The organism is Streptomyces sp. a15 (genome assembly GCF_059026085.1).
In genome coordinates this window covers 30,072-50,209 of record NZ_JBWLKM010000035.1, presented here as the reverse complement: position 1 = coordinate 50,209, position 20,138 = coordinate 30,072, and the positions used below count along the sequence as shown (strand labels likewise).

The following is a 20,138-nucleotide window of genomic DNA, read 5'->3' as shown; positions in this document are numbered from 1 at the left end:
CATGTGCCCTGGATGTGCCCTCGGGCCCACTCACCGGAGGACTCCCTGTTCGGCCGACGAGCTGGTCCTGGGAGGGCCCGTCGCCAGGGTCACCAGTGAAAAGGGCTTGTGACCCGGGGCTTCTGCTATGCAGCCCTGCGCCCTCTTTCCGCATACGCCCGGATGATGTCCGCGTACCGGTGGCCGCTGCCCTTCACTGTGCGCTTCTGGGTCGGGTAGTCGACGTGCACCAGCCCGAAGCGCTTGTCGTAGCCGTACGCCCACTCGAAGTTGTCCAGCAGCGACCAGGCGAAGTAGCCGGCGAGCGGGGCACCCTGTCGGGCTGCTGAGGTGCAGGCCGCGAGGTGCTGCTCCAGGTACTCGGTGCGCTCGGGGTCGTCGACGGTGCCGTCGGGGCGTACGACGTCGGGGTAGGAGGAGCCGTTCTCCGTGACGTACAGCTTGCGGGCGCCGTACTCGCGCGTCAGGCGGAGCAGGAGTGTCTCGATGCCGGAGGCGTCGATCTCCCAGTCCATGCCGGTGCGGGGCACGCCGGGGCGGGGGACCGTGCGGGCCCGTGGGGCCGGCCCGGTGCGGTCGTCGGCGACGGTGAACGGCATGTAGTAGTTGAGGCCCAGCCAGTCCAGGGGCTGTGCGATGGTCTCCGAGTCGCCTGGATGTTCGGGAAGGTCGACGCCGTAGACCTCGCGCATGTCCTCGGGGAAGCCGCGGCCGTGGACCGGGTCAAGCCACCAGCGGTTGGTGTGCCCGTCCATGCGGCGGGCGGCGGCGATGTCCTCGGGGCGGCCGGTGGCGGCGTGGATCGTGGAGAGGTTGTTGACGATGCCGACCTGGGCGTCCGGCGCCGCCGCGCGGATCGCCTGCGTGGCGAGGCCGTGACCGAGGAGGAGATGGTAGGAGGCGCGGACGGCGGCCGTGAGGTCGGTCAGCCCGGGGGCCATCTTGCCTTCCAGGTGGCCGATCCAGGCCGAGCAGAGGGGCTCGTTGAGGGTGGTCCAGTGGTGGACACGGTCGCCGAGACGCTCGGCGACGACCGCCGCGTACGAGGCGAGGTGGTGTGCCGTGTCGCGGACCGGCCAGCCGCCCCGGTCCTGGAGCACCTGCGGCAGGTCCCAGTGGTACAGGGTGACGGACGGGGTGATGCCCGCCTCCAGCAGTCCGTCGATCAACGCGTCGTAGTAGTCGAGCCCCTTGGCGTTGACCGGGCCGTCGCCGCCGGGCACCACTCGCGGCCAGGCGATCGACAACCGGTAGGCGTTCGCGCCCAGTTGGCGCATCAGCGTGATGTCGTCGCGCCAGCGGTGGTAGTGGTCGCAGGCGGTGTCCCCGTGGTCGCCGTTGTCGGTCTTGCCGGGGGTGTGCGAGAACGTGTCCCAGATGGAGGGGGAGCGGCCGTCCTCTGCCACGGCTCCCTCGATCTGGTAGGCCGACGTGGCCGTGCCCCACAGGAAGTCGTCGGGGAGTGCGGCAAGGTCGATGGTCACAAAATTCCCTTCGGGGACAGGCGAGTTGGTCATTTGACGGCTCCTGCGGTGAGCCCGGCGACGAGGTAGCGCTGCAGGAGCAGGAACCCGGCGACCACGGGCACGCTGACCACCAGCGACGCGGCCATGATCTGGTTCCAGTAGACGTTGTTGAGCGTGGAGTAGCCCTGGAGGCCCACTGCGAGTGTGCGCGTACTGTCGTTGGTCATCACGGACGCGAACAGCACTTCGCCCCAGGCGGTCATGAAGGCGTAGACGGCGACCGCGATGATGCCGGGGATCGCGGCCGGGACGACGACCCTGAACAGCGCGCCGAGCGGGCCGCAGCCGTCCACCAGCGCGGCTTCGTCCAGCTCGCGCGGCACCGAGTCGAAGTAGCCGATGAGCATCCAGATCGAGAACGGCAGCGAGAAGGTCAGATACGTAAGGATCAGTCCGCCGCGTGAGCCGAACAGGGCGATGCCGGTGGCGTTGCCGATGTTGACGTAGATGAGGAACAGCGGGAGCAGGAAGAGGATGCCGGGGAACATCTGCGTGGACAGCACGGTGACCGTGAAGACGCGCTTGCCCCGGAACTCGTAGCGGCTCACCGCGTAGGCGGCGAACACCGCGATCACCACCGAGCAGACCGTCGCCGCGCCCGCCACGATCAGCGAGTTCAGGAAGTAGCGCGCGAGCGGGATCGTCGACCAGATGTCGATGTACGGGCGGATGGTCACGCTGCTCGGCAGCCAGCGGAACTCTCCCGAGACGTCGGCCAGGGGCTTCAGTGAGCTGGAGACCATCACGTAGACCGGTACCAGGACGAAACTGGCGAGCAGGGTCAGGAAGATCCGCCGTGACCAGAAGTAGGACCGGGGCGGAGCCATCGGCGAGCGGTGCGCCTGGGAGGTGCTAGACATCGGCCGGCTTCCTTCCTCGGGAGGTCAGCAGGAGGTAGAAGCCCGTCAGCACGAGCAGGAAGAGCAGCAGCAAAACGGACATGGCGGAGCCGGTGCCGAAGTTCCAGGTGACGAACGACGCCTGGTAGATGTGGACCGAGATGAGGTCGGCGGCCTCCGGAGCCGACTTGCCGAACAGGACGAACGGCGTGTTGAAATCGTTGAACGTCCACAGGAACAGCACCAGCACCAGCACCTGGTTGACCGGGCGCAGGGACGGCAGGGTGATCCGGCGGACCTGCTGCAACATCCCGGCACCGTCCAGCGCGGCTGCCTCGTACAGCTCCCCGGGGATGTTCTGCAGCCCCGCCATGACGATGAGGAAGGCGAACGGCCAGCCCTTCCACACGGACACGATCAGCAGCGCCCAGAAGCTGTTGTCGCCGATCAGCCAGAAGGACGGCTTGTCGGTGAGACCGAGCTGGTCGTGCAGAACGTGGTTCACCAGGCCGTTGTCGTGCTGGAACATGAACACCCAGGTGATGACGGCCGCGTAGACCGGAAGTGCGTACGGCACCAGGAAGAGTGCCCGCAGCAGGCCGCGGCCTCGGAAGGTGTCCTGCATGTAGATCGCCGCCGCCGTGCCGATCAGCCAGCAGAGGCCGACCGACAGAAGAGTGAAGGCGATGGTGACGAAGAAGGAGTGGAGGAGGGCCTCGCCGACGGGGGCGTCGAAGTCCACCGACACCTTGTAGTTGGACAGGCCCGACCAGGGCGCCGTGCCCCAGTCACGGATGTAGAACTGCGTGAGCTCCTTGAAGCTCATCACGATGCCGATCACCATCGGCACCAGGTGGACGAGGAGCTCGAGGAGCAGGGCGGGCAGGAGCAGCAGATACGGCAGCCCGATGCGGCGGATCCTCCCGGGGCGGCGGAAGCGGGGCGTTTGCTCCGCCGCCCCGGAAGGGCTCTTGTGCACGGCAGCCTCTGCGGAAGCAGTGGTCGTCATCGTCCTCACTTCGCCGGCATCTGCTGCTGGGCCTTCTCCAGCGCCGCCTTCACCGAGCCGGTGGTGACCGGGCGTCCGGCGGCCGCGTCGGCGAGCAGCTCCTTGACGGCGGTACCGACGGCCGTCTCGAACTGGGACTCGTCGGCGACCTGCGGCATCGCGGCGGCGCTCTTGGCGAGGGTGTCCTTGAGGACGGCCGTGGCCCCGGCGCTGAAGGCGGCGTCCGACTGGGCGGCCTTCACCGGCGGGATGGAGTCGTACGCGGTGTTCAGGACCTTCTGCTCCTCGTCGCTGGTCATGAACTTCACGAACTTCTTGGCACCGTCGAGGTTGTCGGTGTTCTTGAACACGGCGAGGTTGATGCCGGCGACGATGGAGTTGACCTGCTTGCCGGTCCCGGGGGTGCCGGACTGCACGGGGACCGGGGCGACACCGTAGGCGTCCTCGCTCATCCCCTGCGACTTGAGGTTGGCGGACACGCCCTGCCACAGCAGCATCGCCGTCTTGCCCTTGGCGAAGTCGCTGACCGACTGGTTCTGGGCGTACTCGGCGTTGCCCGGTGCGGCGATCTTGTCCTTGGCCATGAGGTCGACGTACTGCTTGACCCCGGCGACCGCGCCGTCGTTGGTGAAGTCGGGCTTGCCGTCGGCGGTGAAGAACTCCGCGCCGTGCTGCTTGGCGAAGACGAAGGCGTGGTGGACGTTCTCCGAGGGGTTCGAGCCCTCGATGCCCAGGCCCCACTTGCCGTCCTTGGACAGCTTCTTGCCGTCGGCGATCAGCTCGTCCCAGGTCGCCGGCGGCTTGGCTATGCCGGCGTCGGCGAACATCTTCTTGTTGTAGTAGAGCGCGTACGACATCGAGTACAGCGGGACGGCGGCCGGGTCCTGGCCCTGCGCGCCGGTCGAGCCGAGCGCGGAGTCGACGAAGCGGTCCTTGCCGCCGATCGCGGCGAAGTTCTTCGCGTCCCAGGGCAGCAGACCTCCGGTGGCCTGCAGCGAGGCGCTCCAGGTGTTGCCGATGTTCAGGACGTCCGGGCCCTGGCCGGAGGTGGTCGCGGTGAGGATCCGGTTGAGCAGGTCCGACCAGGGCACGACCTCCACCTTCACCTTGATGCCGGTCTGCTTCTCGAACTTGTCGAGCTCCGGCTGGAGGACCTTCTTGTCGACCTCGACGCTGGCGCCCTGGTTGGAGGCCCAGTAGGTCAGGGTCTTCGGCGAGTCGTTGGACCCGCCGCCCGTCGACGAGCCGCCGCCACAGGCGGTCACGGCGGTGAGCAGGGAAACAGTGACCGCACCGGCGGCCGCGGCTCGGGTTCTACGCATGGCTCTGGCGTCCCTTCCAGGGGGCCCCGGGCGGGTTCACTTCCCAACATCCAGGGCTTAATTTACGATGTGATTTAAGAGGTTGAACAAAGTCGCGTCAAGAGCTCGCGCACCGGTATCTTGCAGGTCGGGCAGATGGGAAGGGGACCCACATGGCGGGGCGGAGCGGGCGGACCGTGCGTGACCTGCGGCGGGGCAATCGCACCGCCGTGCTGCAACGGTTGTATTTCGACGGGCCGATGAGCCGCTTCGAGCTGGCCCCGGCCACCGGGCTGAGCGGCGGTTCCATCAGCAACGTGGTCGCGGAACTGGTCGAGGACAACCTTGTCGAGGAGGCCGGCAGCGTCGAGTCCGACGGCGGACGGCCCCGCATCCTGCTGCGCGTCGCACCCGCCAGCGGCCACATGATCGGCGTCGACGTCGGTGAGACCCGCGTACGCGTCGAACTCTTCGACCTCACTCTCGCCGAGCTCGGCCGCACAGAACGGCCCTTGGAGCATGAGGGCTACGACGTCGGGGTCATAGTCGGCCACATCCGCGACGGTATCGCCGAGGTCCTCGCCGAGACGGACATCGCCCCCGATCAGCTTCTGGGCGTCGGTATCGGCGTCCCCGGCATCGTCGCCCGCACCCCCGAACAGGGAGCTGTGGTCCACGGCCAGACGATCGGCTGGGACGCCGTCCCACTCGAATCCCTGCTGCGCGCGACGTGTGAACTCCCTGATTCTGTCCCGTTCTTCATCGACAACGGCGCCCGGACGCTCGGCCTGGCCGAGATGTGGTTCGGCGCCGGCCGTGGTGCCCGTAACGCGGTCGTCGTCCTCCTCGGCTCCGGCGTCGGCGCCTGCCTCGTCACCGAGGAAATGGAGCACGGTCGGTCCCTTGAGTGGGGGCATGTGACCGTACGGGTCGGGGGGCGCCGCTGCCGCTGCGGTGCCCGGGGCTGCCTGGAGGCGTACGTGGGAGCGGGGGCGCTCCTCGACCGCTGGCGCGAGGCGGGCGGGCACCCGCCGGAGGGCATCGACGAGGAGACCGCGCTGACCGCGATGCTCACCGCGGCCTACCCGGCCGAGGGCGGCCCGGCCGATGCGGTGGCACTCGCCGTCCTGGAGGAGACCGCCGAGTACGTGGGCGCCGGACTGTCCGACCTGATCAACCTCTTCCAGCCCGAGCGCATCCTCATCGGCGGCTGGGCAGGGCTCCAGCTCGGCACCCGCTTCCTGCCCGCCGTACGCCGGCACGCCGCCTCCTACGCCCTGCGCCATCCTGCGGAACGTGTCTCCGTCGACCTCGGCAGGCTGGGCCCGGACGCGGTCACGGTCGGCGCCGCGATCCTGCCCCTCGCCGACTTCTTCGCACGGGGCGGGCGGCGCGCCGAGCCCGTGAGTGAGGGACTGTCTCCGGCGTGGCGCACGGTGTTAGACGAACGGACTGCGCGCTGAAAGAGCCGGCATGAACGGATTTTGGCCTGCTCGCTCGCGGAGGCGACCAGGCCATCACCTTTGCGGGCGAAAGCGCGTCCGCCGTAACGTCCGCGACTACGAACGTCTCTCGCAGCACAGCGACGCCCGTGTGATGTGGTCGCTCGTCCGTGATCCAGCCGAGGGTGACGCTGCCACGCGGCGGGGCGGCACGACGAAGCCCTGGACGCCTTCGGGTCGGAGACGGTCTTCGGGGTTTACGTGGATGAAGTCGTCGGCACGGCTTACGAGTTGGGCGGCGTAAGCGCCGCGAACTCCCTGCTGCCGCGCGGTGCGCCACGCTGCTCAGAGCGCCGCGGAAGCGGCACGTTGGGTTCCGGTCGCTGCGATTCATTGTGTCCGACACCTTGACGCCCGGCGCCTAGAGCACTTCCATTACACCTTGAAATAAGACGTGCAGCGCTTCCATGTGTGGGGACCACACCGGCCCGCGGCCCTCGACCGGCCGCCTGCCCAGGGCTGCGCACCTCGACAACCAGCCTGCGCTCGCGTCGGGACGACGAGCCCAGATCTGAAGGAGCCGATCCATGTCCACGTCCGCTTCCACGCCCGCGCAACCGTCGTCCCCGCAGGGCCACGCCCGCCTCAGCCGCCGGAACTTCCTTGCCGCCGCCGCTGTCGCCGCCGCGGCGGCGGGGTCCGAGCTCGCGCTGCCGGGCCGGGCGAGTGCCGCCCCGAGCCGTCCGAGCCCCACCGCCAAGGCCAGCGTGACCTGGAGTTCGGAGTCCACCGCGAGCGGCTACGCGCCCAAGAGCGGCACCTGGTTCGCCGATCCGGCGGTCGGCCTGGCCTCGGTCGCCTACAAGCTCAGCCGGCAGGACGACATCGCGCTGGCCGCCTCGGGCAGGGACTTCGGCTCGGTGATCAACGTCGACCCGGCGAAGGCGTACCAGAGCATGCTCGGCATCGGCTCCTCGATGGAGGACTCGACCATCCACAACCTGTCGCTGATGAACAAGAAGACGCGCACCAAGGCCCTCCAGGCGCTCTTCCACCCCACCAGCGGCGCCGGGTTCGACCTCACCCGCATCTGCTTCGGCAGCTCCGACTTCTACCACTCGCCGGACTTCTACACCTACTGCGACGGCCCGGCCGACCCCACCCTGTCGCGGTTCTCCATCCAGAAGGACATCGACAACCACATCATCTCGACCCTGAAGGAAGCGCTCCGGATCAACCCGGACCTCTTCATCTGCGGCACCGCCTGGAGCGGCCCGGCCTGGATGAAGGACAACAACAGCCTCATCGACGGCCACCTGCTCGACGAGTACATCCCCACCCTCGCCCGCTACTACCGCATGACCCTGCAGGCGTACGCCAAGCAGGGCATCACCGTCCACGCCGTCTCGCCCCAGAACGAACCCGGCTGGCCTGCGGGCATCTACCCGAGCATGCTGGTCAGCGCCCAGCAGTCGAAGAAGCTCATCAACGCCATGCGCGCGGAGTTCGACGCGCACGGCATCAAGACACAGATCTGGGCCTGGGACTGGAACTTCGGCGACGTCGGGACCTACCTCCCCGACTCGCTCGGCACCAAGGAGTCCGGGTACACCGACGCCTACCGCAATACCGACGGCATCGCCTGGCACGACTACTCCGGCGACCCGAGCATGATGTCCCTGGCCAAGACGGACTACCCCGACCTCGACATGGTCATGACCGAGCGCATGCTGTGGGGCACGAACGGCGCGGACCGGATCGCGCGGTACCTGCGCAGCTGGTCGACGGGCTACATCTCGTGGGTCACGATGCTCGACCAGAACCGGGACAGCCAGCAGCTGGGCCGCCCCGACCCGACGCCGCTCATCCAGGACCCCGAGAGCCGTAACACGTACTGGATGCTGCCCGAGTACTACCTGTTCGCGCAGTTCTCGAAGTTCGTCCAGCGCGGCGCCAAGCGCATCTGGAGCGACTACGGCAGCACCGACACCGTCACCACGGTGGCCTTCCGCAACCCGGACGGCACGGTCGCGACCGTCGTGATCAACGGGACCTCCGACGCCCAGGAGTTCACCCTGCGCAGCGGGCAGCAGCAGCTCATAGACGCCCTGCCGCCGAAGACCGTCGGCACGTACGTCTGGACACCCTCGTCGTCGTCCGCCGCCGCTGCCGACGCCTACGGCAGGATCCAGGCCGAGGCGTACGACGACGCCTCCAGTGCCGCCGTCGAGGCCAGTGGCGACACGGGCGGTGGGGAGGACATCAGCTGGCTGGGCAACGGCAGTTGGACTGAGTACCGCAACGTGGCGTTCGGAGCTCAGGCCGCGACCCAGTTCAAGATCCGGGTGGCATCGGGTGTCGCGAGCGGCGTCAGTGGCCGGATCGAGGTGCGGCTCGACTCACGCTCCAGCAAGCCGGTCGCCAGCATCCAGGTGGACAGCACCGGCGGCTGGCAGAGCTGGATCACCAAGCTTGTCGACATCTCCGGAGTCACCGGCACTCACACCGTCTACCTGACCTTCGCCAGCGACCAGCCGGACAACTTCGCCAACGTCAACTGGTTCACGTTCACCCGCGACACCGGTACCGACGCGTACGGCACGATCCAGGCCGAGAACTACCTCAACGCGTCCGGCGTCGTCATCGAGAAGACAGGTGACACCGGCGGCGGGCAGGACATCGCCTACATCTCCCCCGGCGACTGGGCCGAGTACCCCAAGGTGCAGTTCGGCACCACGGCCGCGACCCAGTTCCAGGTCCGGGTGGCATCCGGCGCCGCGAGCGGCGTCAGCGGCCGGATCGAGGTCCGGCTCGACTCACCCACCAGCACCCCGGTCGGCAGCGTCACGGTGGAGAACACAGGAGGCTGGCAGACCTGGGCCACCAAGACCGCCGACCTCTCCGGCGTCACCGGCACCCACTCCGTCTACCTGACCTTCGCCAGCGACCAGTCCGCCGACTTCACCAACCTCAACTGGTTCACGTTCACCCACTGAGTCTGTCTCCGTAACGGAGGTTGAGCGGTGTGTGGGTCTGGGCGACTCGCCCGGGTGTCTGGAGACGCCCGGGCGAGTCGCCCGGACCGGAGGTCCATGTCGCAGTCGTCCGCGCGCGGTCTCCGTAGAGGGCGGCTACACGAACAGCGCCGCCTTCGTATGCGTGGCGGGTACCGCTGTGTGCACCTACCAGGCGCCCGTCGAGTCCAGTAGTTCGGCCCGGTCGAGGCCGGTGCGACCGGCGCCGGCGCGATGGCTTCCGGTGCACGCGGAGGCCCGCATGCGCTGCTCCCCCTTGGTGGCACCGGCCATGCCTCGGCCAGATCGCCGCAGGAGTTGGTGCTCGCCATCCTTCGGGCCCGCCCTCTCCGTCTGCATCGCTTTACAGCCCGCTTTCTATGCGCTTAGATTTCGAGCATCCGGAGAAGTTAAGCGCTTAGATCTGATGTAAGGACCAGCATGATCCCCGCTGCCCTGCCCGATGACTCCGAGCTGCTCACCCGCATCCGGGACATGGACCTGGAGTCGAAGGTCCGGCTGCTGACGGGGGCGAGCCTGTGGAGAGTTCCGGCCGAACCCCGACTCGGGCTGGCGGCGGTGACGATGTCGGACGGCCCACAGGGGGTCCGCGGCACCCTGGACGACCCCGCGGACACCGGGCTGCTGGCCCCGGCTCCCAGCGCCTTGGCGGCGGCGTGGGACACGGGCCTGGCCGAGCGGCTGGGGGAGCTGTTCGCCACCGAGGCACGGCGCAAGGGCGTCGACGTGGTGCTGGCGCCTGCGGTGAACCTGCAGCGCACGCCGGTCGCCGGCAGACATTTCGAGTACTTCTCCGAGGACCCGCTGCTGACCGCGGCGGTGGCCGGGGCGGTCGTGCGCGGTCTCCAGGGGTTGGGCGTCGGCGCATGCCTGAAGCACTTCGTGGCCAACGACTCGGAGACCGACCGCACCCGATACCGGGCCCGGCTGGACGAGCGCACGCTGCGCGAGGTGTACCTAGCCCCGTTCGAGCAGGTCCTCGCCGAGGTCGAGCCGTGGAGTGTGATGTCCGCCTACTCCGGCGTCGACGACGGCACACAGTCGGCGCCGATGACCGAGCACACGCGGCTGCTGCGCGAGGTCCTGAAACAGGAGTGGGGTTTCACCGGGCCGGTGGTCAGCGACTGGTCCGCCACCGAATCGACGGCGGCCTCGGCGCTCGGCGGTCTGGACCTGGTGATGCCCGGGCCGGGCGGCCCCTGGGGCGACGCGCTCGTGGCGGCGGTACGCGCCAACGAGGTGCCGGAGCACCTGGTGGACGACAAGGTGCTGCGGCTGCTGCGCCTGGCCCGGCACACCGGTCGGCTCGGGGCACCGGGCCACGATCCGCGGCCGTCTGCGGCTCCCGAAGCGCCGGGGCCGGAGGAGTTCGGTCTGCTGCGCGAGGTGGCGAGCCGCGGCACAGTGGTGCTGCGCAACGAGCAGGACCTGCTGCCGCTGGCCCCGGAGAGGCTGGCCAGTGTGGCACTGATCGGCCCGAACGCCGTGGACCCCTACCTCCAGGGGGGCGGCAGCGCGTTCGTCCCGGCGGTCCGCTCCGTCTCCTTCGCCGAGGGGCTGCGTGCCGCCCTGCCCGAGCAGGTGCGTCTGAGCGTGCACCGCGGCGGCGACTCCCGCCTGGGCGCCCCGTTCGTGTCCGGCGACCTGCTGGCCGACCCCGACACCGGCGCGCCCGGGGTGCGGGCCGACTTCTTCGACGCCGACGCCACCCTGATCGGCGGCGAGGTCCGCCGCGACGCTGACTGGAGCGCCTACGGCGCCTTCACCCTGGCCACCCGCCGCGTCGTCCTGCGCACGGTACTGACCCTGACCGAGCCCGGAACGCACCGCCTCCAGATCGGGTGCGTGGGACGCTTCCGGGTGACCGTGGACGGCGAGGAGATCCTGTCAGGGGACGACGACCGGGGCGTGGAGCTGGTGCTCGACTCCAGCTTCCACCACCCGCCGCTGAAGGACATCGACCTCCACGTGGGTGACGAGCCGCGCAGCATCGCTTTTGTGGTGGACCTCACCGTCGTCGACGCCGGCGGCTACAACCGCTTCGTCACCGCCCAGCTGCGGCACGCTCCGCCGGCGCCCACGCCGTACGAGGAGATTGCCGATGCCGTGGCCGCGGCGGCCGCCGCCGACGTGGCCGTGGTCGTGGTCGGCACCAACGAGGAGGTCGAATCCGAGGGCTGGGACCGCACGAGCATCGACCTGCCCGGCCACCAGAACGAGCTGGTGCGCAAGGTCCTCGCCGCAAACCCACGCACCCTCGTGGTCGTCAACGCCGGCGCCCCGGTCCTCCTGCCCTGGGCGCAGGAGGTACCGGCGCTGCTGTGGGCCTGGCTGCCGGGCCAGGAGGCCGGGCACGCTCTGGCCGACGTGCTCCTCGGCCGCGCCGAGCCGTCGGGCCGGCTGCCGTGGACGCTGCCCGCCCGGGCAGAAGACGTCCCCGTACCCGACGCCCGCCCCCGCGACGGCATCGTGGACTACACCGAAGGCGTCCACATCGGCCACCGTTCCTGGGACCGCGCCGGACTCGCTCCGGCCTTCCCCTTCGGCCACGGCCTCGGCTGGACCCACTGGTCCTACGAGTCCGTGACCCTTTCCCCCAAGTACCCCGTCTCCGCCGCCTCCCTGACCAGCCCCGCAGGCGGAGACGGGCTCAAACTGACCGTGGAGCTGACCAACACCGGACCGCGCCCGGGCCGTGAGGTCGTCCAGGTCTATCTGGAGCCCCCGCAGGACGGCCCCGACCGGCCGGTGCGCCTGCTCGCGGGCTTCGCCACCGTCCACGCGGAGGCGGGCGCCCGCGTCAGCGCCGAGGTCCACGTGCCAGCCCGGGCCTTCCAGATCTGGGACACCGAGGCACAGGGCTGGCACACTCCTCCCGGCCGCTACCGGCTCCACATCGGACGCTCCAGCCGCGACCTGCGCCTGGCCGTCGATGCGGTCGTCGATGCCCACAGGGTCGGCACACGCTGAGACGGAGGCCGTCGGACGGGGGCGAAATGCGTTCGCAGCGGCTCGGGGCAATGACTAGCGTCTCCGGGCATGGACGCGCACAACCTCAAGGACATCGTCCGGCGTGGATACGACGCCGTCTCCCTGCGGTACGACGAGTCGTACGGCGCCGAGAGCAAGTACGAGCAGCTTCTCGACGACCTGCGTCGGCGGATCCCGGCCGGCGGCACAGTGCTGGACCTGGGGTGTGGAAGCGGCGTGCCGGTCGCCCGCACTCTGGCCGATGCCGGTCACCAGGTCACCGGCATCGACATCAGCGAGGTGCAGATCCGCCGGGCTCGGGAACGAGTGCCGCAGGCGGAGTTCATCCACGTCGATGCCACGGCGGCCACCTTCGCCGCCGCCTCCTTCGACGCGGTCGTCTCCTTCTACGCCCTCATCCACGTGCCGTTGGCCGAGCAGCCGCCGTTGTTGCGGAAGATCGCCGGGTGGCTGCGTCCGGGAGGCTGGTTCGTGGCCACGACAGGGCACCGTGCCTGGACCGGCGTCGAGGAGGACTGGCTGGGCGGCGGGGCTCCGATGTGGTGGAGTCACGCGGACGCCGCCACCAACCGTGAGTGGATCGCTCAGGTCGGGCTGACCATTGAGCGGGAGGAGTTCGTGCCGGAAGGTGACGGGGGCCATGCCCTGTTCTGGGCCCGCCTGCCGGTCGGCGCCTCATGATCGCCATACCGCGGACCATCACGCCGTGGATTGTCATGCCCTGACCAGGCGACCTCCATGCGGGCGGCCACTCCGCGGAGTCTCAGGGCCGTGAGCAGCCGCAGCTCTCCCGCAGCACCACCTGGACCGGCAGCCGACGCGTGATCGGCTGCCCGGCCGGGTCGGCGATCCGCTCCAGGAGGATGTCCACCACGACTCGTCCCATCGCCTGCATCGGCTGACGCACGGTCGTCAGCGAAGGCCGTACGACCCGCCCCGCCACGACCCCGTCGAACCCCGTCACGGCCACCTGCTCCGGGACCCGCACCCCGTGCTCGGCCAGCACCTTCATCAGGTCGAGGGCGATCTCGTCGCTGACACACACGAACGCCTCGGGCAGCGCGTCACGCGCCAGGACATCGGCGACGACGCTTTCCACGTAGTTCTTGCCGATCAACTGCGCGGGCTTGCTCGGCACGCGCAGTCCGGCTGCCCGCAGCGCTGCCCGGAATCCGGCGAACCGCTCCTGGGCGTCGAAGGTGTTCATGTAACCGACGAACAGCAGATCGCGCATCCCGTGCTCGACGACCAGGTGCTCCGTCATCGCGCGCATGCCGCCCCTGTTGTCGATCGAGACATGGCTCAGGCCGTCGTCCTGCGGTCGCTGCGACACGGCGACCACCGGTTTCCGGCGCGCGATCCGCTCAAGGACTTCAGCGGGGATGGAGTGGTCGGGAAAGACCGCGAGCCCGTCGACCCGCCCGACGATGTCGGTGACCCGGGTCGCGCTGTCGGCCTGACTGGCCCCGCCGATCAACAGCGCGTACCCACGCTGCCAGCACTCGAGCTCGACACCACGCTGCACCTCGTGGACGTAGAGCGGGAAACGGCGGTAGTCGTCGTCGCCGTCGTCCCGGACCACAGGGACCTTGGCTCGGGACCGCGCGCTGCCCGCCGCCTTGCTCCCGAGACTCTCGTCGGGTTCCGGGAGGAAGATGTCGTACGAGTAGAGGCCCAGCGCCCCGGTGTGTCCATGTGCCAGCCCGCGCGCGCTCGCGCTGGGCACGTAGTTCAGCGCCTCGGCAGCGGCCTCGACGATCTTCCGGGTCTCCTCTTTCACCTTGTGGGGACGGCGAAAGGTCATCGACACGGTCGCGATGGACACCCCGGCGCGTTCCGCCACGTCATAGACCGTCGGAGCCTTCGCCACGTTCCCCCTGCTTTCCTCAGCCGCTTCCTGCCCCATGTTATGCGCTTAGACGGCGAGTACGGGCCCTGACCGCGGCGGAGTCGTCCTGACTCCTCTCGGTGCCCGAGGATGCGATCTTGGCGAAATGTGACCGTCGACAGCGCTGACCGATCGCGGAGTGCGGCTCGTCGGTTCGACGGGACCCGGCCGGGCCGCCGATAGCGCGCCGTTGGCCGGTCGCCGGTGGTGGCAGGTGAGAGCTTCGGCTGTCCTGCCGTTGAACTTTCCGCAGGTAGTGGCGTTGCCCGTGGGTTTCGGGATCCTGCGGCTGGGCGGTTTCCGGGCAGGTCTCCGGCGGTCGAGCGTCGGACCGTAGCCGTAACGTGATCGGCATCGACTCTTTACAGGCCACCTCCTATGCGCTTAGATTCCGAGCACGCTGAGGATCTAAGCGCTTATATCAATCGATCCCTCCGTCATCCGGTTGGTGGCGGTTCCCAGGAGAGGGGCAGCAATGGTGCTGAGGAAGACTTCTACGGCCGCCGTGTGCGTGGCCGCCGCGTTGTTGGTGGCGGGGTGCGGGCGGAGCGATACCGGCGCGTCGTCGTCGACGCCGTCCGGTGCGGTGCCGTCCGGCAAGGTCAAGGGCACGATCACCTTGTGGGCGCAGGGTACCGAGGGGGAGAAGCTGCCGGCGCTGGTCAAGGGCTTCGAGGCGGAGAATCCCGGTGTGAAGGTGAACGTCACCGCGATCCCCTGGGCCAACGCGCACAGCAAGTACCAGACGGCGATCGCCGGCGGCACGACACCCGATGTCGCGCAGATGGGCACGACCTACATGCCGGACTTCGCGGACGCCTTCCAGCAGGTGCCGAAGGGGATCGACACCAGTGACATCTTCCCGGGGTCGAAGGAGTCGGCGGTGGTGAAGGGGGACACGCTCGGTGTGCCCTGGTACGTCGACACCCGTGTCATCTACTACCGCACCGACCTCGCCAAGAAGGCCGGGTACACCAGCCCGCCGAAGACCTCGGCCGACTTCAAGGCGATGCTGAAGGCGATGCAGACCAAGGCCGGCGCGAAGTGGGGCATCAATCTGCCCACCGGCGGCAACGGCAGCCTCGCCTTCCAGGGCGCGCTGCCGTTCGTCTGGTCGGCCGGAGGGTCGCTGATGAACGGCGCCGGCACCAAGTGGACCCTCGACACCCCGCAGATGGCCACCGCGATGAAGTACTACCAGAGTTTCTTCACCGAGGGCATCGCCGACCGCAACCCCGACATCTCGCCCGGGGCCGCGGAGGCGTCGTTCGTCAAGGGCACGACCGGGGCCCTCATCAACGGTCCCTGGGACATCAGCACGATCAACGACGCCGGCGGCAAGGGCTTCGACAAGAAGTACAGCGTCATGCCGATCCCGAAGGACCAGAGCTCCACCTCGCTCGTCGGCGGCTCCAACCTGGTCGTCTTCCGCAACTCCAAGCACAGCGCCGCGGCCTGGAAGCTGGTGCAGTACCTGTCCAAGCCCAGCGTTCAGGCCAGCTGGTACAAGATGACCGGTGACCTGCCGGCCGTGCAGTCCGCCTGGAACGACTCCAGCCTGACCGGCGACCCGAAGCTGGCGGTCTTCAAGGAGCAGCTGAAGAACGTCAAGGCGGCGCCGAACAACACCGCCTGGAACCAGGTCAGCGACGCCGGTGACGGGCAGATCGAACGCATCGTCAAGGGCACCGACCCCGCCTCGGCGCTGCGCGACCTGCAGAAGAGCGCGGATTCCATGGGAACCGGGAACTGACCGATGGCGACCACCACCGCAGACGCCCCGGCCGGGGGACGCCGCGCCGGCCGGGGCGCGGGGCCCCGGCGGGCCCGGGGCGGCCCTTCGGCCGCACGGCGGCGGCAGGGACTGGCCGCATGGCTGTTCGCACTGCCGTTCATGCTGGTCTTCGCCGTCTTCATGCTCGTCCCGCTGGTCTCTTCGTTCCTGATGTCGTTCACCGACTTCCGCAGCACCGACGCGCAGACGCCGTTCGCGGTGGACTTCGTGGGTCTGCGGCAGTATGTGGACCTGTTCGGGGACGAGCAGTTCCGCAAGGCCATGGTCAACACCGCGTACGTCGTCGTGTTCGGCATCCCGCTGACGATGGCGGTCGCCCTGGCGCTCGCCGTGGCCCTCAACAGCGGGATCACGCGGCTGCGTACGCTGTTCCGGGTCGGCTTCTACACGCCGGTGGTGACCAGCATCGTCGCCGTCGCGGTCGTGTGGCGCTTCATCCTGCAGCCCGACGGGGTACTCAACACCGTGCTCGGCTGGATCGGCATCACCGGTCCCGACTGGCTGCACAGCACCACCTGGGCCCTGCCGTCGCTGATCGTGATGACCGCGTGGCGCAACATGGGCACACTGATGATCATCTTCCTGGCCGGCCTGCAGAACGTCCCGGGAGAACTGCACGAGGCGGCGACCATGGACGGTGCCAGCCCGTGGCAGCGCTTCCGCCGGATCACGCTGCCGCTGCTGCGCCCGACCCTGCTGTTCGGCGCGGTCATGCTCTCGGTGGGCTACCTCCAGTTCTTCGAGGAGTCGTTCGTCATGACGCAGGGCGGCCCGCTGAACTCGACGCTGTCGGTGAGCTACTTCACCTACAACCAGTTCGGCTTCGGCAAGTACGGCTACGCCTCGGCAGCCAGCTACGTGCTGTTCACGGTGATCGCCGCGCTGAGCATGCTCCAGTTCCGACTGCTGCGGCCGAAGGACTGAGGCGGAGAACATGACCCACTCGACACCCACCGTCTCCCCGGCCGTACCGAAGACGCGCGGCGGTGGTGCATCGCCCACCGCAACCTCGCGGCGCGCACGCGTGCTGACCTACGCCGTGCTGGCCGTCGCCCTCGCCGCGACACTCATGCCGTTCGCCTGGATGCTGCTGTCGTCCTTCAAGACCCAGGGTGAGCTGGTACGCGACCCCAGCGGCTGGCTCCCGCAGTCGCCGACCCTGAGCAACTACACGACCTGGCTCGGCGACCTGCACATCGGCCACTACTTCCTCAACAGCCTGATCGTCGCGGTCTTCACCGTGCTGGGCAACCTGCTCTTCTGCTCCATGATCGGCTACGCGCTGGCCAAGCTGGACTTCCCCGGCAAGCGCCTGCTGTTCACCCTGGTCATGATCACGCTCATGGTGCCCGGCGTGGTGACCTTCGTACCGATGTTCGTCATGGTCGCCAAGCTGCACATGGTCAACACCTACCCAGCCCTGATCCTGCCGTTCCTGGCCTCGCCGCTCGGGGTGTTCCTCATGCGGCAGTTCATGCTCGGCATCCCCGACTCGCTCCTGGAGGCGGCCAGGATCGACGGCGCCGGGCAGATCCGGACCTTCACCAGGATCGTGCTGCCGTTGTGCGGGCCGCCGCTGGCCACCCTGGCGATCCTGACCTTCCTCGGCTCGTGGAACAACTTCCTGTGGCCGCTGGTCGCCGCCCAGACCGAGGACAAGTACACCCTCCCGGTCGCCCTGGCGCTGTACTCGCAGGGCCAGAACTCCACCCACTACGGCCTCCTGCTGGCCGGATCAGTTCTCGTCATCGCACCCATCGTCGCCCTGTTCATGGCACTGCAGCGCTACTTCGTCCAAGGCATCGCCACCGTCGGCATCAAGTGACCACAGGGCCTGGGACAGCCCGGAGATTCCCCCCCACAGGCAAAAAGGATCAATGTTCTATGAGTGGCATACGGAGGCGCACAGCGATGACGGCACTCGGCGGGACGGTCGCCGCCGCAGCAGCCGCGGGCACCGAAGAGGCGGCCGAGGACCCCGCTTCGGCAGCCGCAGCGAAGGGCGGAACCGGCCCGTACGAAGCAGAGGCCCAGGCCCTGTTGGGCCGGATGACCGTAGAGGAGAAGCTGGGGCAGTTGCAGCAGCTGTCCTGGACGGGCGAGACGGGCCCCGGCGGCGGGCAGACCGCACAGGCGGAGGAAGCCGCCCGCAAGGGCCTGCTCGGGTCCGTACTCAACATCTACGGGGCGGACACCACCAACGCCCTTCAACGGATCGCCGTCGAGGAGTCGAGGCTGGGCATCCCGCTGCTGTTCGGCGGCGACATCATCCACGGCTACCTGACCACGTTCCCCATCCCCCTGGCCCAGGCGTCCAGCTTCGACCCGGCGGTGGCCGAGCGGGACGCCGAGGTCTCGGCGGCGGAGGCGCGCTCCAACGGGGTCCGCTGGACGTTCTCCCCGATGATGGACGTCACTCACGACCCGCGCTGGGGGCGCATCGCGGAGGGCAACGGCGAGGACCCGTACCTCACGGCGGTCTTCGCGGCAGCCAAAACCCGTGGATACCAGGGCGACGGCAAGGACCTGGACGCCAAGGACCGCATCGCGGCGTGCGCCAAGCACCTCGTCGCCTACGGAGGCGCGGAGGGCGGCCGCGACTACAACACCGTGGACGTCTCCGAGGCCCGTCTGCGCAACCACTACCTCCCGCCCTTCAAGGCAGCCCTCGACGCCGGCGTGGCCACCGTCATGGCGTCCTTCAACACCGTCAGCGGCGTCCCCGCCCACGGCAACGAGCATGTGCTGACCGACATCCTCAAGGACGAATGGGGCTTCGACGGCTTCGTCGTCAGCGACTACACCGGCGTGCAGGAACTGATCGTCCACGGCTTCGCCGCCGACGGGGCCGACGCCGGCAGGCTCGCCCTGAACGCCGGGGTGGACATGGAGATGGTCAGCACCAACCTCATGGACCACGGCGAGGAACTGCTCAGCAGCGGCCGGATCACCACCCGTCGCCTGGACGACGCGGTCTCCCGCATCCTGCGTCTGAAGTTCCGGCTCGGGCTCTTCGACCACCCCTACGTCGACGAGGAAGCGGCGATCACGAAGCCGACCGAGGAGGCCCGCGCCGCAGCGCGAACGACTGCCGCGCGAGCCATGGTGCTGCTGAAGAACGACAAGGCCGCCCTGCCCCTGCGTGCGGGCGTCGGTACCATCGCCGTCGTCGGTCCGTTTTCCGACTCCAAGGATCTACAGGGCACGTGGGCCGGCCCTGGGTGGGAAAAGTTCCCCTCGGCGACCGTGCTGGACGGGATCCGGGAGGCAGCCCCCAAGGCGAAGGTCACGGCCGTCACGGGGGTGAACCCGGAGGGTACGGACACCTCGGGAATCAGGGACGCGGTCGCGGCGGCCCAGGCGGCCGACGTCACCGTCGTCGTGGTCGGCGAGCCGCCGTGGATGAGCGGCGAGGCCGGCGCGCGCAGCGACATCACACTGCCCGGCGCGCAGGAGGACCTGATCACCGCGGTCGCGGCCACCGGCAAGCCCTTCGTCGTCGTCCTGGTCAACGGGCGTCCTCTCGCCACAGGCGGCTGGCTGGACTTGGCCCCCGCCGTCCTAGAGGCGTGGCATCCCGGCATGGAGGCCGGCAACGCCATCGCGGACGTGTTGTTCGGCACCGTCAACCCCGGCGGCAAGCTCCCGGTGACCTTCTCTCGCACCGTCGGGCAGATCCCGATCTACTACAACCACGAGAACACCGGCCGCCCGTACGACGCCGTCGAAAAGTACACGTCCAAGTACCTCGACCTCTCTGACGGGCCTCAGTTCCCCTTCGGGCACGGCCTGAGCTACACATCGTTCGCCATCGGCGACCCGGCCCTGAGCGCCCGCCGGATCTCGGCGGGCGCGCTCCGCAAGGGCGACACCGTCGAGGTGGCGGTCACCGTGCGCAACACCGGCGAGCTTTCGGGCGACGAGGTCGTCCAGCTCTACCTCCACGACCCCGTCGCGAGCATCGTGCAGCCGGTGCGCAGGCTGCGCGGCTTCCGCAGGGTCAGCCTGGACGCGGGCCAGGGCACCACCGTCCGGTTCCGCCTCGGCGCCGACGACCTCGGCTTCTGGACGAACGACACCGGTGGACATTTCGAGATCGAAAAGGGCGCCATCGACATCTACGTGGGCAACAGCTCGCTCGCCACGGCCAAGACGACGCTGACGATCGCCTAGCTGCCCGACGCAGCGACCACGGCGCCGTCAGCCGAGTCGGCCGACGACGCAGGTGCCCCACGGAGGGTGAAGCCGGTGGGGCGCCCGTGTGGCCATACGGGCGCCCCGAGGACATGAAAAAGGCGGGGTCCGAAAACCC

12 protein-coding genes and 2 pseudogenes are annotated in these 20,138 nt (G+C 69.0%); 9 read left to right on the top strand and 5 right to left on the bottom strand.

Annotated features, from left to right (window positions below; all coding sequences use genetic code 11):
• Positions 1 to 125 precede the first annotated feature (125 nt).
• Genes AC5P09_RS29745 through AC5P09_RS29730 form a run of 4 tightly spaced genes read right to left on the bottom strand, consistent with a single transcriptional unit; the run spans position 126 to position 4,696 of the window.
• Positions 126 to 1,484 carry a GH1 family beta-glucosidase gene (locus AC5P09_RS29745; RefSeq protein ID WP_493876863.1) on the bottom strand — a complete coding sequence of 453 codons (1,359 nt, stop codon included), beginning with the start codon at positions 1,482 to 1,484 and terminating at the stop codon, positions 126 to 128.
• 29 nt (positions 1,485 to 1,513) lie between these two features.
• Complete coding sequence (locus AC5P09_RS29740; protein WP_493876862.1) at positions 1,514 to 2,353, bottom strand: carbohydrate ABC transporter permease; 840 nt, start codon at positions 2,351 to 2,353, stop codon at positions 1,514 to 1,516.
• A 25-nt stretch (positions 2,354 to 2,378) separates the two neighbouring features.
• Positions 2,379 to 3,374 (bottom strand): carbohydrate ABC transporter permease, encoded by a 996-nt coding sequence (locus AC5P09_RS29735; protein ID WP_493876827.1) that lies wholly within the window; start codon positions 3,372 to 3,374, stop codon positions 2,379 to 2,381.
• A gap of 5 nt (positions 3,375 to 3,379) precedes the next feature.
• Complete coding sequence (locus tag AC5P09_RS29730) at positions 3,380 to 4,696, bottom strand: ABC transporter substrate-binding protein (protein ID WP_493876826.1); 1,317 nt, start codon at positions 4,694 to 4,696, stop codon at positions 3,380 to 3,382.
• A 152-nt stretch (positions 4,697 to 4,848) separates the two neighbouring features.
• Here AC5P09_RS29730 and AC5P09_RS29725 point away from each other — a divergent pair, with 152 nt between their 5' ends.
• The 5 genes and pseudogenes from AC5P09_RS29725 to AC5P09_RS29705 all read left to right on the top strand — a co-directional run bounded on the left by AC5P09_RS29725 (position 4,849) and on the right by AC5P09_RS29705 (position 12,824).
• Positions 4,849 to 6,138 (top strand): ROK family transcriptional regulator, encoded by a 1,290-nt coding sequence (locus AC5P09_RS29725; RefSeq protein WP_493876825.1) that lies wholly within the window; start codon positions 4,849 to 4,851, stop codon positions 6,136 to 6,138.
• Between the two features lie 566 nt (positions 6,139 to 6,704).
• Positions 6,705 to 8,681, top strand: a pseudogene (locus AC5P09_RS29720) (carbohydrate-binding protein); the annotation flags it as partial.
• A gap of 18 nt (positions 8,682 to 8,699) precedes the next feature.
• Positions 8,700 to 9,113: pseudogene (locus tag AC5P09_RS29715) on the top strand (carbohydrate-binding protein); the annotation flags it as partial.
• A 459-nt stretch (positions 9,114 to 9,572) separates the two neighbouring features.
• Positions 9,573 to 12,122, top strand: coding sequence for a beta-glucosidase family protein (locus AC5P09_RS29710; protein WP_493876824.1), 2,550 nt, complete (start codon positions 9,573 to 9,575; stop codon positions 12,120 to 12,122).
• A 69-nt stretch (positions 12,123 to 12,191) separates the two neighbouring features.
• Positions 12,192 to 12,824, top strand: coding sequence for a class I SAM-dependent methyltransferase (locus AC5P09_RS29705; RefSeq protein ID WP_493876823.1), 633 nt, complete (start codon positions 12,192 to 12,194; stop codon positions 12,822 to 12,824).
• 82 nt (positions 12,825 to 12,906) lie between these two features.
• Here AC5P09_RS29705 and AC5P09_RS29700 read toward each other — a convergent pair whose 3' ends face one another.
• Positions 12,907 to 14,013 (bottom strand): LacI family DNA-binding transcriptional regulator, encoded by a 1,107-nt coding sequence (locus AC5P09_RS29700; protein WP_493876822.1) that lies wholly within the window; start codon positions 14,011 to 14,013, stop codon positions 12,907 to 12,909.
• A 493-nt stretch (positions 14,014 to 14,506) separates the two neighbouring features.
• On the opposite strand from AC5P09_RS29700, the gene AC5P09_RS29695 reads away from it, so the two are divergent.
• The 4 genes from AC5P09_RS29695 to AC5P09_RS29680 all read left to right on the top strand — a co-directional run bounded on the left by AC5P09_RS29695 (position 14,507) and on the right by AC5P09_RS29680 (position 19,999).
• The gene (locus AC5P09_RS29695; RefSeq protein WP_493876821.1) at positions 14,507 to 15,784 is read left to right on the top strand and encodes a sugar ABC transporter substrate-binding protein; all 1,278 of its coding nucleotides are present in this window, start codon (positions 14,507 to 14,509) and stop codon (positions 15,782 to 15,784) included.
• A 3-nt stretch (positions 15,785 to 15,787) separates the two neighbouring features.
• Positions 15,788 to 16,750: a carbohydrate ABC transporter permease gene (locus tag AC5P09_RS29690; RefSeq protein WP_493876820.1), complete on the top strand. Its 963-nt coding sequence runs from the start codon at positions 15,788 to 15,790 to the stop codon at positions 16,748 to 16,750.
• Positions 16,751 to 16,760: 10 nt separating this feature from the next.
• Positions 16,761 to 17,651 (top strand): carbohydrate ABC transporter permease, encoded by an 891-nt coding sequence (locus AC5P09_RS29685; RefSeq protein ID WP_493876819.1) that lies wholly within the window; start codon positions 16,761 to 16,763, stop codon positions 17,649 to 17,651.
• Positions 17,652 to 17,875: 224 nt separating this feature from the next.
• Positions 17,876 to 19,999 (top strand): glycoside hydrolase family 3 N-terminal domain-containing protein, encoded by a 2,124-nt coding sequence (locus tag AC5P09_RS29680; protein ID WP_493876861.1) that lies wholly within the window; start codon positions 17,876 to 17,878, stop codon positions 19,997 to 19,999.
• Positions 20,000 to 20,138: the final 139 nt, after the last annotated feature.

Coding starts and splice junctions, on each gene's coding strand:
- AC5P09_RS29740 (WP_493876862.1), bottom strand. CDS start 2,353: ATGGCTCCGCCCCGGTCCTACTTCTGGTCACGGCGGATCTTCCTGACC.
- AC5P09_RS29735 (WP_493876827.1), bottom strand. CDS start 3,374: ATGACGACCACTGCTTCCGCAGAGGCTGCCGTGCACAAGAGCCCTTCC.
- AC5P09_RS29730 (WP_493876826.1), bottom strand. CDS start 4,696: ATGCGTAGAACCCGAGCCGCGGCCGCCGGTGCGGTCACTGTTTCCCTG.
- AC5P09_RS29725 (WP_493876825.1), top strand. CDS start 4,849: ATGGCGGGGCGGAGCGGGCGGACCGTGCGTGACCTGCGGCGGGGCAAT.
- AC5P09_RS29710 (WP_493876824.1), top strand. CDS start 9,573: ATGATCCCCGCTGCCCTGCCCGATGACTCCGAGCTGCTCACCCGCATC.
- AC5P09_RS29705 (WP_493876823.1), top strand. CDS start 12,192: ATGGACGCGCACAACCTCAAGGACATCGTCCGGCGTGGATACGACGCC.
- AC5P09_RS29695 (WP_493876821.1), top strand. CDS start 14,507: ATGGTGCTGAGGAAGACTTCTACGGCCGCCGTGTGCGTGGCCGCCGCG.
- AC5P09_RS29690 (WP_493876820.1), top strand. CDS start 15,788: ATGGCGACCACCACCGCAGACGCCCCGGCCGGGGGACGCCGCGCCGGC.
- AC5P09_RS29685 (WP_493876819.1), top strand. CDS start 16,761: ATGACCCACTCGACACCCACCGTCTCCCCGGCCGTACCGAAGACGCGC.
- AC5P09_RS29680 (WP_493876861.1), top strand. CDS start 17,876: ATGACCGTAGAGGAGAAGCTGGGGCAGTTGCAGCAGCTGTCCTGGACG.